This is a genomic window from Cellulosimicrobium sp. AB352 (assembly GCF_049538415.1).
In the GTDB taxonomy this organism is placed as follows: domain Bacteria; phylum Actinomycetota; class Actinomycetes; order Actinomycetales; family Cellulomonadaceae; genus Cellulosimicrobium; species Cellulosimicrobium funkei.
Window position 1 is genome coordinate 58,315 of sequence record NZ_JBMVFX010000016.1, and the last position, 15,248, is coordinate 73,562.

At 76.9% G+C, this 15,248-nt stretch carries 13 protein-coding genes; 5 read left to right on the plus strand and 8 right to left on the minus strand.

The window, feature by feature from the left end; translation table 11 throughout:
- Window positions 1-104 precede the first annotated feature (104 nt).
- Both ACPCUX_RS12700 and ACPCUX_RS12705 read right to left on the minus strand, forming a co-directional pair.
- The gene (locus ACPCUX_RS12700; protein ID WP_423388894.1) at window positions 105-1,844 is read right to left on the minus strand and encodes an ABC-F family ATP-binding cassette domain-containing protein; all 1,740 of its coding nucleotides are present in this window, start codon (window positions 1,842-1,844) and stop codon (window positions 105-107) included.
- Window positions 1,845-2,064: 220 nt separating this feature from the next.
- Window positions 2,065-4,128: a D-alanyl-D-alanine carboxypeptidase family protein gene (locus ACPCUX_RS12705; protein ID WP_423388895.1), complete on the minus strand. Its 2,064-nt coding sequence runs from the start codon at window positions 4,126-4,128 to the stop codon at window positions 2,065-2,067.
- Between the two features lie 197 nt (window positions 4,129-4,325).
- On the opposite strand from ACPCUX_RS12705, the gene ACPCUX_RS12710 reads away from it, so the two are divergent.
- Together ACPCUX_RS12710 and ACPCUX_RS12715 are read left to right on the plus strand one after the other, a co-directional pair.
- Window positions 4,326-4,844, plus strand: coding sequence for a hypothetical protein (locus tag ACPCUX_RS12710; protein ID WP_423388896.1), 519 nt, complete (start codon window positions 4,326-4,328; stop codon window positions 4,842-4,844).
- Window positions 4,845-5,019: 175 nt separating this feature from the next.
- Window positions 5,020-5,592, plus strand: a complete 573-nt coding sequence (locus ACPCUX_RS12715; protein WP_021482147.1) for a hypothetical protein — start codon at window positions 5,020-5,022, stop codon at window positions 5,590-5,592.
- A 243-nt stretch (window positions 5,593-5,835) separates the two neighbouring features.
- On the opposite strand, the gene ACPCUX_RS12720 is transcribed toward ACPCUX_RS12715, so the two are convergent.
- Window positions 5,836-6,645 (minus strand): tetratricopeptide repeat protein, encoded by an 810-nt coding sequence (locus ACPCUX_RS12720; protein WP_423388897.1) that lies wholly within the window; start codon window positions 6,643-6,645, stop codon window positions 5,836-5,838.
- Window positions 6,646-6,843: 198 nt separating this feature from the next.
- Between ACPCUX_RS12720 and ACPCUX_RS12725 the strand changes: the two genes are divergently transcribed.
- Window positions 6,844-8,019: a GAF domain-containing sensor histidine kinase gene (locus tag ACPCUX_RS12725; RefSeq protein ID WP_322785372.1), complete on the plus strand. Its 1,176-nt coding sequence runs from the start codon at window positions 6,844-6,846 to the stop codon at window positions 8,017-8,019.
- 21 nt (window positions 8,020-8,040) lie between these two features.
- Here the strand turns inward: ACPCUX_RS12725 and ACPCUX_RS12730 are convergent, their stop codons facing one another.
- The 3 genes from ACPCUX_RS12730 to ACPCUX_RS12740 form a co-directional block, all read right to left on the minus strand.
- Window positions 8,041-8,553 (minus strand): GNAT family N-acetyltransferase, encoded by a 513-nt coding sequence (locus ACPCUX_RS12730; protein ID WP_061267929.1) that lies wholly within the window; start codon window positions 8,551-8,553, stop codon window positions 8,041-8,043.
- 28 nt (window positions 8,554-8,581) lie between these two features.
- Window positions 8,582-9,055 carry a pyridoxamine 5'-phosphate oxidase family protein gene (locus ACPCUX_RS12735; RefSeq protein WP_415297436.1) on the minus strand — a complete coding sequence of 158 codons (474 nt, stop codon included), beginning with the start codon at window positions 9,053-9,055 and terminating at the stop codon, window positions 8,582-8,584.
- A 145-nt stretch (window positions 9,056-9,200) separates the two neighbouring features.
- On the minus strand, window positions 9,201-9,929 hold the full coding sequence (locus tag ACPCUX_RS12740) for a response regulator transcription factor (protein WP_194226515.1): 729 nt from the start codon (window positions 9,927-9,929) through the stop codon (window positions 9,201-9,203).
- A gap of 212 nt (window positions 9,930-10,141) precedes the next feature.
- Between ACPCUX_RS12740 and ACPCUX_RS12745 the strand changes: the two genes are divergently transcribed.
- Together ACPCUX_RS12745 and ACPCUX_RS12750 are read left to right on the plus strand one after the other, a co-directional pair.
- Entirely contained in the window at window positions 10,142-11,041 is a 900-nt protein-coding gene (locus ACPCUX_RS12745; RefSeq protein WP_170982150.1) for a universal stress protein, read from the plus strand.
- A gap of 51 nt (window positions 11,042-11,092) precedes the next feature.
- On the plus strand, window positions 11,093-12,103 hold the full coding sequence (locus ACPCUX_RS12750; RefSeq protein WP_423388898.1) for an arginase family protein: 1,011 nt from the start codon (window positions 11,093-11,095) through the stop codon (window positions 12,101-12,103).
- Between the two features lie 117 nt (window positions 12,104-12,220).
- Here ACPCUX_RS12750 and hutI read toward each other — a convergent pair whose 3' ends face one another.
- Window positions 12,221-13,516 (minus strand): imidazolonepropionase, encoded by a 1,296-nt coding sequence (gene hutI / locus ACPCUX_RS12755; RefSeq protein WP_423388899.1) that lies wholly within the window; start codon window positions 13,514-13,516, stop codon window positions 12,221-12,223.
- Window positions 13,513-15,219 carry a urocanate hydratase gene (locus tag ACPCUX_RS12760; RefSeq protein ID WP_423388900.1) on the minus strand — a complete coding sequence of 569 codons (1,707 nt, stop codon included), beginning with the start codon at window positions 15,217-15,219 and terminating at the stop codon, window positions 13,513-13,515. The genes hutI and ACPCUX_RS12760 overlap by 4 nt, the downstream gene beginning before the upstream one ends.
- Window positions 15,220-15,248 lie beyond the last annotated feature (29 nt).

Below are 15,248 nucleotides of genomic sequence, written 5' to 3' on the forward strand. Positions count from 1 at the left end.
GCCGCGCACGGCCACCGCGTTCCCGGACCCCGCACCCCGTGCTCCACCTCCCGGGCCCGCCCGCGCCCCACCCCGCGGCCGGACCGACGAGCGCGGCGTGGCCGTCAGGCGAGGTGCACGGCGTCGCCCTGCCAACGACGCCGCAGCCACCGGTCGTGCGACGCCACGACCACAGCGCCCGGCCACTCCTCCACGGCCTCCATGAGCTCGCCCGCGAGCGTGAGCGACACGTGGTTCGTCGGCTCGTCGAGGAGCAGCACGTCGGGCGCCTGCGTGACGAGCATCGCGAGCACCACGCGCCGGCGCTGCCCCACGGAGAGCTCCGCGAGCCGTCGGCCCAGGTCGCGCGGCGCGAGGAGGCCGTGCGCGTCCACGGCCGCGTCGCGCGCGTCCGCCGCGTCCACGCCCTGCGCGAGGGCGAGCAGCTCGCGCGGGGTGCGGTCGTCGTCGTGCAGGTGCACGTCCTGCTCGAGCAGCCCCACCCGGACCCCGCGCGCCCGGCCCACGGTGCCGGCGTCGGGCACCAGGTCGCCCGCGAGCACGTGCAGCAGCGTGGACTTCCCGGCGCCGTTGGCGCCGGTGACGAGCAGCCGGCTCCCCCGGGCGACCTCGATCGACGGGACGCCCGACGCCGCCATGTCGAGCCGGTCCGGCCGCTCGCCCGGGGCGGCCCCGGGCCCTCCGCGCCCCGGCCGGTGCACGACGACGCCCCGCGCCCACGCGACCACGTCGCCACCGCCCGGGGCGAGACGGGTCCCCCCGCTCGGCGGTGCGAAGCGCAGGGGCGGGGGCGGCTTGCGGACCTGGTCGCGCTCGAGCGCGTCGAGCCGCTGCTGCGCGTTGCGCACGCGCCGCGCGACCTGGCCCTGCACGCGCTCGCCCTTGAAGTCGTAGAGGATCTTCGCCTGGTTGCCCCGCTCACGGTTCTTCGCGACGTCCCGGGCTGTCACCGCGACGCCGCGCCGCAGCTCCGCGAGCTCGGCCTGCTCCGCCTCGAAGCGCTGCTCCCAGCGCTCGCGCTCGACGCGCTTGGCCTCGAGGTAGTCGCCGTACGTGCCGCCGTAGAGGGTCCCCGCTCCCCCGCCGCGTGCCGCGTCCCCGCCGCCCGCGCCGCGGAGCGGCTCCGCGACCGGGTCGAGGTCGAGGATCTCGGTGCACACCTCGTCGAGGAACACGCGGTCGTGGCTCGCGAGCACCACGGCGCCCGGGAGCGCGCGCAGCGCCACGGCGAGGAACTCCGCCGCGGCGTCGTCGAGGTGGTTCGTCGGCTCGTCGAGCAGCATCGCGCCGGGCTGGCGCACGAGCAGCGCGGCGAGGCCGAGCCGCGTGCGCTGGCCACCGGACAGCGCCCCGACCTCGCGGCCGGCGACCCCGTCGACGTCGAGCCCGAGACCCGCGAGCGTGCGTGCGGCCCGCGCGTCGGCGTCCCAGACGTCGGCGAGCTCGGCGCGCGCGAGGGCGCGCGCGTACGCCTCCTCGGCACCGGGGACGGGGTCGCCGCCCGGGTCGCCGGCGAGGGCGAGCGCCGCCTCCTCGAGCTCGCGCTCGATCCCGCGGACGCGCGCGAGCGCGTCGTCGACGACCGCGCGGACCGTCGTCGTCGGCGGGTACGGGAACTCCTGGTGCAGGAACCCGAGGTCGGCGGGCCGGCTCACCGTGCCGTCGTCGGGCGCGAGCGTGCCCGCGAGCACCCGCAGGAGCGTGGACTTGCCGACGCCGTTCTCGCCGACGAGGCCCGTGCGGTGGCCGGGGTCGACGGCGAGGTCGACGCCGCGCAGGACCGCGCGGCCCGCGAAGGACACGCGGACGTCGGACGCGCGCAGGACAGGGGTGGGACGTGCCATGGGTGATCACCTACCAGGTGCCCGGGTGGCGCGCGCACGCCGCGGAGGGCGGCGGGGGCCACGGCGACGGGCTCGACGGGACGGAGCGGCCGGGGCGGGTGAGGATCACATCGCGCCCGACGCTACGCCGTCGGTTCGGGAGGCGCACGGCATTTTCCCGGCGCTGCCCTCGCGCCGGGCGCGCGCACGGTTCCACCGAGGCCCGACGACGCCCCTCGGCTCAGGGGGTGGTCGGCTCTGTCCCGGGGGCCGTCGGGGCCTGGGTCGGCGCGACCGTGGGCTCGGGTGCCGGGTCCGTCGGCTCGGGTGACGGCTCGGGCTCGGGCTCGGGCGGCGGCCCGGACGAGACGACGATCGCGACCGTGCTTCCCGGCGCGACCTGGGTGCCGGAGCCCGGCGCGACGGACAGCACGGTCCCGGGCGCGGCCTCGTCGACCTTCGTCGTGACGCTGACCTTCAGCCCGGCGCCCTGGAGCGCTGCCTCCACGGCGGCCTGCTGCTTGCCGACGAGGTTCGCCGGGACGGCGACGGTCGTGGGCGGCGGCGGGTCCGTGGGCTTCGTCGGCGGAGGTTCCGTCGGCGTCGGCGTCGGCGTGGGCGTCGGTGCCGGGGGCTGCGGCGCGGGCGGGGTCGTCGGCTTCGGCGCGGGCGCGCTCGGCCCCGTCGGCTTCTGCGGCGTGGACGGCGCGCTGCTCTCGGCAGGCGTGTACCGCGTCGGCATCTTGCCCGCCGCGAAGAACTCGAAGTGCCACGGCTCCGGCTTGGAGCCGTTGGGCCGCGCCCACGCGGGGTTGTCCCAGCCGTAGTCCGGGCCGTGCGTGCGGAGCCAGACGTACTCGAGCGACGTCCCCGACGGCACGTTCCCGCCGACGTCGATCGCGAGCCCCCACCCGTGCTGCGACGTGCCGGGCACGGCCGCGAGGTAGGGCTTGACCGCCTTGAGGCGCACCTGCTCGTCGTACGGGCGGTACGCGTCGGTGATCTTCAGCGCGTACCCGAACTCCTTCTCGAACTCGGCGGCGAGGGCCTCGAGCTGCTCCGCGGCGTCGCAGCGCAGGGTCTTGCCCGGCGCGAAGTCGAGAGCGCACAGCGCCTCCGGCGGGATGCGGCCGTTCTGGTACTGCGCCGTCGAGCCCGCGTACCGCTCGACGACCTCGGCGAGCCGCTCCGCGAGGGTCGTGCCCGCGAGCGCCGTCGCCCCGGCGGCCGGGACGACCCCGACCGGCACGAGGTCGGTGCCGAGCAGCTCGGCGAGCGTCGTCGCGGAGGCGAGGACGTCCTCCAGCGTCACGTCGCCGTGCACGTGGTCGTCGCCCTCGGCGTGGTCGCCGTCACCGCTGTCAGCCGAGCCGTCGGCCGGGTCCTGGGAACCGTCGATCTCGCCGGGTGCCACCCCGTCGGGCGCGGGCACCTCGTCCTCGGGCAGCGTCCGGTCGCCCGGGGACCCCGGGCCTCCCGGGGATCCCGTGCCGCCGGGGGCGGACGGGTCCAGGGGCGTGCTCGTGCCGGGCGCCGGGCTCGGCGCGCCGCCGGGGCTCGGGGTGACGCTCGGCGAGGGGTCGGTGGACGCGCCGGGGGACGGGCTGCTCGTCGGGCTCGGCGAGGGCGCGGTGGGCGTCGCCGCGGTGCGGACCGCATCCGCCGCCGCGTCCCCGGCGGCGTCGACCGTCGCGGGCTGCTGCGCCGGGCGGTCGGTCGCGGGGTCCGCGGTCTCGCCGTCCGTGCCCGTCGTGGTGTCGTCGTCACCAGCGCCGGCGCCTGCGCCCGTACCCGGGCCGAGCGGCTCCGGCAGCTCGGGGACCTGCGCGCCGTCGAGCGACTCGTCCAGGTCGAGGTCGCCGGCGGGCACGAGGGGCGCGGGGACGCGGCGGGCCGCGTCCTGCTGCGCGAGGTAGGTGGCCAGGAGCATGCCGAGCTCGGCGCGGGCCTGCTCGACGGGCGGGGAGACGTGGCCGTCGTCGAGCGCGTTGGCCGTCGCGAGGACCTCGATGGCGCCGTCGAGCTGCTGGCCCTCGTCGAGGCCGGCCCCGAGCGTGCTCGATAGCGCCGCGACCTGGGTCGCCGTGGTCGCCTCCTGCGCGAAGAACGACGCGCCCGGGCGGGGTTGGGCGCTGCCGGCGAGGGCCGCGGCGAGCGTGATGGCGAGCGCCGACGAGATGAGGACGTGCGACACGGCCCGCGCGCGCCGTCCGAACGACTCCGGACCCACCGCGGCGGCGGCGGGCGCGGGCTCGAGCGTCACGGGCGCGTCGTCCGCGCCCTCGTGCTCCGCCGTGGTGCTCACCGCTCACTCCCGTGCTTCGTGCCCTGCCACGGACCTGCGGTCCCGCACGCCGGATGTGCGCGTCGTCGCGCCCGACGTCACGGCTGCGCGCGCACACGATCGGTGTGCTGCACGCCACAGTGCCCTCGTCCGCCTACCGTACACCGCCTCCACGAGGCTCTCACCCCCGTCTCATGTTCGCGGTGGACAATCGCTCCGTGAGTTCACCGACACGTCACCGCAGGTCAACGTCCCGCGCGCTCGCGCTCGGGGCAGCCGTCGCCGCGACCGTCGCGCTGGGCGGGTGCGCCGAGGACGGCTCGGTGAGCGTGCCGGAATTCACCCTGACGGGCGACGGGGTCCAGCAGTTCCTCGACGACGCGCGCTCCCAGGTCGAGACGATCGGCGAGGACGTCCGGTCGCTCGCGGACGACCTGGGCACCCTCCCGGACGACACGCGCACCCGCGCCGAGGAGGCTGTCGCGTCCGCGCAGGAGGCCGCCGACGAGGCCCGCGCCGCGGCGGACGAGGCGGCGTCCGCCACGGACGAGACGCGCGCCCAGGCCGAGGAGCGCCTGGCCGACGCCGAGGCCGCGCTCGAGGACGCGTCCGCCGAACTGGGCGACGTCGCGGGCTCGCTCTCCGGTGCCGACGCCGCGGTGCGCGACGCGATCGAGAGCCTGCGCACCCGGGTCGACGAGCTCCGCGCGGACCTCGAGGACGCGTCGGGCTCCTGACCGCACGGGCCGCGCGCGATCGGCCCGTGCCCGGTATCGCCGGACCCTCGTCCGCGCCGGGGACCTAGGTCCCCGGGCCCGGCGACTTTTGCCTGACGTCCACCCTTCCTTCACAGGGGTTTGCTTGGTCTCAGGAGCCCGACCGCACCGGACGGGTCGATGAGAGGGGACAGTGATGAAGGGGACGATCGAGCGGAACGCCAACGCGCCGCTCCCCACGGTCGAAGGCACCGAGCCGGAGACCCTCAGCCTCGCGGAGCGCGCCACGCGACCCACCCAGGTGGTGCTCGGCGTCCTGCGGATCACGATCGGGTTCTACTTCCTCTGGGCCTTCCTCGACAAGACGTTCGGGCTCGGGTTCGCCACCCCCGCCGAGCGGTCGTGGATCAACGGGAACAGCCCGACCACCGGCTTCCTGTCGAACCTCGAGGGCACGTTCTCGGGCTTCTTCAGCGGCCTCGCGGGGAACGCGTTCATCGACGTGCTCTTCATGGTCGGCCTGCTCGGCATCGGGCTCGCCCTGATCCTGGGCATCGGGATGCGCATCGCCGCGGTGAGCGGCACGCTCCTGCTCCTGCTCATGTACCTGGCCGAGCTCCCGCTCGTGACCAACCCGATCATCGACGACCACATCACGATGTCGCTCACGATCATCGCTCTCACGCTCCTCGGGGCGGGCAGCGTGCTCGGGCTCGGCAAGACGTGGAAGAGGATCCCGTTCGTCCAGCGCAACGCCTGGCTGGTCTGACGGTTCGACCGCCCGCCGTGTGCGGCGGGCCACGGGGCGACCGATACCGCGCGACGATCTGAGGCCGTCGCTGCAGGGAGTCGCTCCCGGGGGAAGAGGGGCGTGCGGGCGGTGGGGAGACCACCCGCACGTCCCGCCCTCCGCGCCCGGCAGGGCGACCGACAGCTCGACGGAGCCGGTCGCCCGCCGGGCGCCTTTCTGCGTGCCCGGCCCGCGGCCGCCCGGACCGGTGCGACCCCGGCGTCAGCCGAAGCGGGCCAGCAGCTCCGCCGCCTGGGGATCGCCCTGGGCGGCCGCCTCGTGCCACAGGGCCATCGCCTCGGCGACGCGGCCCGCCCGGAGGCGGAGCACCCCGAGGCTCGTGCGCGCCGTCGGCTCGCCGGCGAGCGCCGCCTGCTCGAGCAGGTCCTCGGCGTCCGGCCCGCGACGCGCGCGCACGTAGAGGTCCGCGAGGGCCGCCGCGACGCGCGCCTCGCCCGCCCCGGCCCACCCCTCGAGCAGCGCGACGGCGGCGTCCGGGGCGAGCGCGCCGCTGCGCACGAGCTCGACCGCCGCCTCCCAGCTCTCGCCCGACGTCGCCGCGAGGACGTCGTCGGCCGCGTCGCGCTCCCCCAGCTCGGCGAGCACCTGCGCGAGCCGCACGGCCGCGCCCTCGACACCCTGCGCGAGCTCGTACCAGCGGCGGGCCGCGTGCAGGTCGCCGCGCTCCGCCGCGACCTGCGCGGCCATGAACGCCCCCAGCGCGTCGCCCGCCAGACCGGCGAGCTCGAAGCAGCGGAACGCCTCCGCGGCGTCGCCCGCCTCGTGGTGCGCGACGCCCAGCCGGTACACGGCCCCGGGCACGCCCTGCTCGACGGCCGCCTCGTAGAACGGGACCGCGGCGGCCGGGCTGCCGAGCGCGCGCAGGTCGTCGGCGATCGCGACGAGCTCGGCCGGGTCGTCGGGGTGCAGGTGCCCGACGGCGGACCGCAGGTCCGCGAGGGCGCTCGCCGCGGCCTCGGCGGGCGCCCCGGAGTGCGGGGCGACGTCCGCGCCCTGGTCGGTGGTCGGCATGCGGCACCGCGTCCCTTCGGCCCCCTGCGTCGACGGCCCGGTGGTCCGGGACCTGCACGACGGCGACGTGCGGCCGGCGGCAGGACGGCGTCGGACGTCCCGAGATGTGGACGCACGATAGCGCGGCGGTGTCGCCCACGTCACACCCCGGGCGAGACGGGTGCCGCCCGACCGCCGGGGTCTGGGAGACTGCATCGGGTGAGCGGAACGACCGACCTGCCGGCCAGCGCCGGGCAACGCGTGCTGGACGCCGTCGTGGCGGTGACGAGCGACCTCGACCTGCCGCAGGTGCTGCGGCGCATCGTCGACGCGGCGATGGAGCTCACGGGCGCCCGGTACGGCGCGCTCGGGGTGCTCGACGCCTCGGGGCGCGAGCGCCTCGCGCAGTTCATCCCCCTGGGCCTCTCGGACGACGAGGTCGCCGAGATCGACCACTGGCCGCACGGCGAGGGTCTGCTGGGCGAGCTCATCGACCACCCGGCGCCCATCCGCGTCCCGGAGATCGCCGACGACGTGCGCTCGGCCGGCTTCCCCGAGGGCCACCCGCCCATGCACACGTTCCTCGGCGTGCCGGTGCGGGTGCGCGACACGGTGTTCGGCAACCTCTACCTCACCGACAAGCAGGTCCCCGGGGGCGGGTGCGAGGAGTTCACCGCGGAGGACGAGGCGGCCGTGGTCGCGCTCGCCGCCGCCGCGGGCGTCGCCATCGAGAACGCGCGGCTCTACGGCCGGGCGAAGCAGGTCGGCGTCCTGGAGGACCGCGACCGGATCGCGCGCGACCTGCACGACGTCGTCATCCAGCGCCTCTTCGCGTCGGCGATGACGCTCATGAGCGTGCAGCCGCTCGTCAGCGACCCGGACGCGCGCACGCGCATCGAGGAGACCGTCTCCGACCTCGACGAGACGATCCGGCAGATCCGGTCCACGATCTTCGCGCTGCACACGGCCACGGACCCGGACGCGCCCTCGATCGAGGACCGGTTCCGCGCGCAGGCCGAGGCCGCGACGACCGTGCTCGGGTTCGCGCCCGAGGTCGACGTCGAGGTCGCGGCCGAGGGGTCGGGCGCGGGCGTCACCGACGGCGGCCCGAGCCTGCCGGCCGAGGTCGCGGACCAGCTCGTCGTCGTGCTGGGCGAGGCCCTGACCAACGTGGCCCGGCACGCGCAGGCGAGCCGCGTCGTCGTGCACCTGGCCGTGACCGCGCACGAGGCGCGCCTCACCGTCACCGACGACGGCGTGGGCATCCAGCCCGGCGGACGGCGCTCCGGCCTGCGGAACATGCAGGCGCGCGCCGCCGCGCTCGGCGGGTCGAGCACCGCCACCGCCCGGCCCGACGGCGGCACGCGCCTCGAGTGGTGGGTGCCGCTCGGCTGACGCGCCCGCGGGGACGGGTGCTCAGAGCGTCCGGTGCATGACGTGCAGGCCGACGAGCCCGTGCACCGGGTGGTCGAACGCCTCGGGGACGGTGGCGAGGATCGTGAACCCCAGCGACTCCCAGAGCCGGACCGCGCGCTCGTTCGTCTCCACGACCGCGTTGAACTGCATCGCCCGGTAGCCGTCGGCGCGCGCACCGTCGAGCACGGCGCGCGCGAGCGCCCGCCCGACGCCACGCCCGGCGCCGTCGGGCCCGACGACGAAGCTCGCGTTCGCGACGTGCGCCCCGGCACCGGGGTGGTTGGGCAGGTACTTCGCCGTGCCGAGCACGGTGCCGCGGGCGCCGTCCTCCGCCGGGACCGCCACGAGGACGCGCGCGCCCGGGGCGTCGAGCCACGCGGCCCGGGCGTCGGCCTCGGTGATGTCGCGCGGGTACGTGTACGTCTCGCCCGCGCGGAAGACCGGCTCGAGCGCCCGCCAGATGCCGGGCCAGTCCGCGGGCGTCCCGGCACGCACCTCGATCGTCGCAGTCACCGGGCGAGCGTAGTGCGCGGGCCGCCGGTCAGCGCAGGATCCTCCGGCCGGTCACGATGCGCGGCACGACCTTGATGACGCGGTCGCGCGCGCCGGGCACGAAGGTGACGAGCGGCAGCGCGAGCAGCCGCGCGCGCTCCACCGGCTCCGTGACCTCGAACGTGCGGCCGACGAGCACGACGGACCACCCGGAGCGGGCGTCGGCGTCGAACGAGTCGACCTCGAACGCCACGACGGCGCGGCTGGCGGCCACCGCGAGCTTCGAGCCCTCCGCGGTCCGGAACACGACGTCCGGGCCGTCGAGCACGAAGTTCACCGGCTGGATCGCCGGCAGCGCGTGGTCGGTGTAGACGATCCTGCCCACGGGGACGGTCGCGAGGAGCGCGTAGCTCTCCTCCGGCGTGAGCTCCGCGAGCCCTGCCGAGGCGCGCGGGCGCTCGGCCGTCGCGAGCCCCCCGCTCCCCACCGGTGCCCCTGTCCCGGTCCGCTCGACTGTGTCCATCTCCACATCGTCGCGCCGCGGTGTCAGATCCGGGAGTGCCGAAGGTCCCGACGCCGCGCGGTCGCCCGGTCCGCGGGCGTCGGCCCCCGGACCGTGCGCGGGCGAGCCCTCGGGCCCCGTCCCGCCCTGCGGGTCGGGCCCGCCGTCAGGGACGCTGCGCCGGGCCACCGTGCTGCCGGTCCCCGGTGGGACCGCCCGCGCCCGGAGCGCCCTGGCGGGACGCCTCCTCCTGGCGCATCTCGGTCGCGAGGACCGCGACCTGGGTGCGGCGCTGCAGGCCGAGCGTCGCGAGGACGTGGGAGACGTAGTTCTTGACCGTCTTCTCCGCGAGGTAGAGGCGCTTGCCGATCTCGCGGTTCGTCAGGCCCTCGCCGATGAGCGCGACGATCTGGCGCTCCTGCTGGGACAGGCCCTCGAGGCGGTCCGGCGTCTCGTCCGCGGCGTGGCGCAGGCGCTCCAGCACGCGCGCGGTGCTCGCCGGGTCGAGCAGCGACCCGCCCCCCGCGACCGTGCGGACCGCGCCGACGAGGTCGGACCCGTGGATCTGCTTGAGCACGTACCCCGACGCCCCGGCGAGGACGGCCTGGAACAGCGCCTCGTCGTCGGCGAAGGACGTGAGCATGAGGCAGCCGACCTCGGGCAGCTCGGAGCGCACCTCGCGGCACACCTCGACGCCCGAGCCGTCGGGCAGGCGCACGTCGAGGATCGCGACGTCGGGGCGCGTCGCCTTGATGCGGGCGAGCGCGGAGGCGGCGGTGCCGGCCTCGCCGACGACGGTGATGTCACCGGCGGCCTCGAGCAGAGCGGCGACGCCGCGGCGGACCACCTCGTGGTCGTCGAGCAGGAACACGCGGATCGGGTGGGGAGAGCCCATGCCCTCAACGTAGCCGGTCGGAGGGGGATTCTCGCGCGCGCCCGCCCGTGGCGCCGCGGGTGCGGGACCTTCGTCCCGGTGGGTCGTGCCGAGCGTCCCGCGCGTCGGGGGCGGTCGCCGGGTGCGGCGGACCGCCCGCGCGGGGTATCCAGGAGGTGTGGCAGGTGGCGGGACGACCGCCACGAAGGGGACGACGGACCGAGGTGGTCATGGTGAGCGGATCGACGCAGCAGGTCGTGCTGGTCGGTGTGGACGGCAGCACGACGAGCGGCAAGGCCCTGGACTGGGCGGTGCACGAGGCGGCACGTCGGGGCGCGGAGCTGCGCGTGCTGCACGTCGCGTACGTGCCCGTCGTCGCGACGCCGTTCGTCGGCGGCGCCTACTACCCGAGCGTCGAGGAGCTCGGCGAGATCGCCGGCCCCATCCTCTCGGCCGCCGCCGAGCGCGCGGCGCGTGTGGACGCGTCGGTGCCTGTGCGGACGCTGCTGCGCTCCGGCCCGCCCTCGGAGGCGCTGCTCGACGAGGCCAAGGACGCCGACCTCGTCGTCGTGGGGTCGCGCGGGCTCGGGTCCGTCGGGTCGATGTTCTTCGGGTCCGTCGGGACCCGGCTGGCCGCCCGCGCGCCGGTGCCGGTCGTCGTGGTGCCGCCGTCCGTGGACCACGTGGAGCGAACCACCGACGTCGTGGTCGGCGTCGACGGGTCCGTGCACGGTGACGCCGCGCTCCGGTTCGCGCTCGACGAGGCCGCGCGCACGCGCTCCCGCGTCGTCGCGGTGTGCGCCTGGCGGCTGCCCGCCGGGCCGCTGTGGGAGGAGAACCCCGCGTTCTACACCGCCGCCGAGCGGGACGCGCGCGCCGAGGCGTCGCGCACCGTGGAGGCCGCGCTCGCGCGCGTGCGCACCGCGGAGCACGACGACGTCCTCGTGGAGACGTTCGTCGTCGACCGCGAGCCGTCGGTCGCCCTCCGGGAGGCCGCGGCGGGAGCCGCGCTGACCGTCGTCGGGTCGCGCGGCCGCGGCGACCTGCGCGGCATGCTCCTCGGCTCCGTGAGCCAGGAGGTGCTGCACCACGCGACGCACCCCGTCGCCGTCGTGCACGCGGCGCGCGACTAGGGTGCCGTCCGCGCGGGGCGGGGCCGCCGTCGGGCCGCTAGCGTCGAGACCGTGAGCGACGACGCGCAGGCCCTCCCGCACGACCCCTCGTGGCCCCGGGCGGGCGACTGGCCCGGGCCGACGGGGGACGCCGTCGACGTCGCGCTGCTCGGCGTCCCGGCCTGGCGCACGTCGCTCTCGCCGACCGGCGCGCACGCGACGCCCGCCGCCGTCCGCGCCGCGCTGCGGAGGTTCAGCCCCGCGCTCGTCCCCGACCGCCCGCTGCCCGACGGCGGCCCCTTCGCCCGCGTGCGACCCGTCGCCTCGGGCGGTCCCGCGGAGCGGACCGGCCCCGTCGACCTCGCCGAGCTCACGTTCGCCGACCTCGGCGACGTCGACGAGCCCGACGGCGCGGAGGGCGAGGCCCGGACGCGCGCGGCGGTCCGCGCCGCGCTGGGGCACGCACGTCTCCTCGTCGCGCTGGGCGGCGACAACTCCGTGACCGTCGCGACCGCGCTCGGCGCGTGGGGCGACGACGTCGCCACCGCGGGCCTCGTCACGCTCGACGCCCACCACGACCTGCGCGACGGCGTGTCCAACGGGTCGCCGGTGCGGCGTCTGGTCGAGGCGGGGCTCGACCCGCGGCGGGTCGTGCAGGTCGGCATCGCGGACTTCGCGAACTCCGCCGAGTACGCGCGCCGCGCCGTCGAGCTGGGGATCACCGTCGTGCACGTCGACGAGCTGCGCCGGCGCGGGCCCCAGGACGTGATGCGGGCGGCCATGGAGGTCGCGGGCGCCGCGGGCGGGCCGGTGCACCTCGACGTGGACGTCGACGTGTGCGACTGCTCCGTCGCCCCGGGCTGCCCCGCGAGCGTCCCGGGCGGGATCGCGGCGTGGGAGCTGCGCGCCCTCGTCCGGGCCGCGGCGCTCGACGACCGGCTCCGCTCCGCCGACGTCGTCGAGGTCGACGCGACGGCCGACGCCCCCGACGGCCGCACGGTCCGCCTCGCCGCCCTCTGCGTCCTGGAGCTCGCGGCCGGCCTCACCCTTCATCCGCCGACCCCGGAGCCGCTGCGGACGTAGGCGCCTCCGCCGAACAGGCGGTTCCGGCGGGTCCACCAGGTGGTCCTGGCACGACACGCGACCCGGACGCACCCGGACCACCTGTTCGACGCCGGGTGGGTCAGGGGTGGGGGTGGGTCAGGGGTGGGGGTGGCCAGACCTCCACGTCTTCGCTATCAGCGGGACGCCGGGGCGGTAGGCGAGGTGGGTGCGGCTCGGGGCGTCGAGCAGCACGACGTCGGCCCGGGCGCCGGGGGCGAGGTGGCCGACGTCGTCCCGCCGCAGCGCGAGCGCGCCGCCCGCCGTCGCGGACCACACGGCCTCGGCGACGGTCATCCGCATCTCGCGGACCGCGAGTGCCACGCACAGCGGCATCGACGACGTGAAGCTCGACCCGGGGTTGCAGTCGCTCGCGAGCGCGACGACGGCCCCCGCGTCGAGGAGGCGTCGCGCGTCGGGGTAGGGCTGGCGCGTGGAGAACTCGACGCCCGGGAGCAGGGTCGCGACGGTCCCGGCGACCGCTCCCGACGTCCCGTCCGGCCGCGTCCCGCCGTCGGTCCACGAGCCGGCGAGCGCCGCGACGTCGTCGTCGGTGAGGTACGTGCAGTGGTCCACCGCGGCGGCGCCCAGCCCGACGGCGAGGCGCACCCCCTCCCCCGGGGCGAGCTGGTTCGCGTGCACGCGCACGCCGAGCCCGGCGGCGGCCCCGGCCTCGAGCACGCGGCGCGACTGCTCGGGCGTGAACGCGCCGGTCTCGCAGAACACGTCGACCCACCGGGCGTGCGGCGCGCACATGGCGAGCATCTCCCCGCACACGAGGTCGACGTACGCGTCGGCCCGGCCCGCGAACTCCACCGGCACGACGTGCGCCCCGAGGAACGTCACCTCGGGCGTCACCTCGCGCGCGAGCCGCACGGACCGCTCCTCGTCCGCGACGGTGAGGCCGTAGCCGCCCTTCACCTCGACCGTGGTCGTGCCCTGGCGGGCCGCCTCGTCGAGGTGCCGGGCCAGCCCGGCGCGGAGCACGTCGTCGGACGCGGCGCGCGTCGCGGCGACGGTCGACCGGATGCCGCCCGCCTCGTACGGGCGCCCGGCCATGCGCGCCTCGAACTCGGCGGCGCGGTCGCCCGCGAACACGAGGTGGGTGTGCGAGTCGACGAACCCGGGGAGCACCGCGCGCCCGCCCGCGTCGACGGTCACGTCCGGCTCCCGTCCGTCCAGCGCGTGCCCGACGGCGTCCCGCGCCTCCCGGGCCGGGCCCGCCCAGGCGACCCGGCCGCCGTCGAGCAGCACGACGGCGTCCGTCACCAGGCCGGTCGGGTCGCCGTCGCGCGTGCCGGGGCCGCCCGGGGCGTTGGTCGTCAGCTCGCCGATGCCGGTGACGAGCGTCGACCCGGGCCCCGAGGACGTGCCCGCCGCGCGGCGTCCTGTCACGGCGTCTCCCGCGCGGGGATGCGGAGGCCGCCGCGCTCGGCGGCGGCGACCGCGTCGTCGTACCCGGCGTCGACGTGGCGCAGCACCCCGAGGCCCGGGTCGTTCGAGAGCACGCGCGCGAGCTTGGCCGCGGCGAGCGGCGTACCGTCCGCGACGGACACCTGGCCCGCGTGGATCGAGCGGCCCATGCCGACGCCGCCGCCCTGGTGGATCGAGACCCACGTCGCGCCCGACGACGCGGCCGTGAGCGCGTTGAGCAGGGGCCAGTCGGCGATCGCGTCGGAGCCGTCGGCCATGGCCTCCGTCTCGCGGTACGGGGACGCGACCGACCCGGCGTCGAGGTGGTCGCGGCCGATGACGACCGGCGCGCGCACCGCGCCCGACGCGACGAGGTCGTTGAACGCCAGTCCGGCGCGGTCGCGCTCGCCGTGCCCGAGCCAGCAGATGCGCGCGGGCAGGCCCTGGAACGCGACGCGCTCCTGGGCGGCGCGGATCCAGCGGTGGAGGTGGTCGTCGTCGAACAGGTCGAGCACGGCGGCGTCGGTCGCGGCGATGTCGCGCGGGTCGCCCGAGAGCGCGGCCCACCGGAAGGGGCCCTTGCCCTGCGCGAACAGCGGCCGGATGTACGCGGGCACGAACCCCGGGAAGTCGAACGCCCGGTCGTACCCGCCGCGGCGCGCCTCGTCGCGGATCGAGTTGCCGTAGTCGAACACCTCGGCGCCCGCGTCGAGGAACCCGACCATCCCTTCCACGTGCCGGGCCATGGACTCGCGCGCGCGGTCGGTGAGCTCGTCGGGCTTCGCGGCGGCATAGTCGGACCAGTCCGCGAGGTCCACCCCGACCGGCAGGTACGACAACGGGTCGTGCGCCGACGTCTGGTCCGTGACGACGTCGACCTCGACCCCGCGTCGCAGCAGCTCCGGCACGACCGTCGCGCTGTTCCCCTCGACCCCCACCGACAGCGCCCGGCGCTCGCGCCGCGCGTCCTCGACGAGCCGGACCGCGGCGTCGAGGTCGTCGGCGACGACGTCGAGGTACCGCTCGCGCACGCGCCGGTGGAGGCGCGACCGGTCGACGTCGACCACGAGGCACGCGCCGCCGTTGAGCGTCACCGCGAGCGGCTGCGCGCCGCCCATCCCGCCGCACCCGCCGGTGAGCGTGAGCGTCCCGGCGAGGGTCCCGCCACTGAGCCCCTGCCCGCCCTGGCGGGCGGCGAGCTTCGCGGCGACCGCGGCGAGCGTCTCGTACGTGCCCTGGAGGATGCCCTGCGCGCCGATGTAGATCCACGACCCCGCCGTCATCTGCCCGTACATCGTCAGGCCCGTCGCCTCGAGCCGGCGGAACTCGGGCCACGTCGCCCAGTCCCCCACGAGGTTGCTGTTCGCGAGCAGCACGCGCGGCGCCCACTCGTGCGTCCGCAGCACCCCGACCGGCTTGCCCGACTGCACGAGGAGCGTCTCGTCGTCCGCGAGCGTCGTGAGCGTGCGGACGATCGCGTGGTAGCTCGGCCAGTCGCGTGCCGCCCGGCCGGTGCCGCCGTAGACGACGAGGTCGTCGGGCCGCTCCGCGACCTCGGGGTCGAGGTTGTTCATGAGCATCCGCAGCGGCGCCTCGGTCTGCCACGACCGCGCGGTGAGGGTCGTGCCGCGCGGGGCGCGGACGGGGACGGGCGTGCCGAGGCGGTGGGTCGGCTCGTGGGCCATGGTCGTCTCGCTCCTTCGGGTCGGGTGGG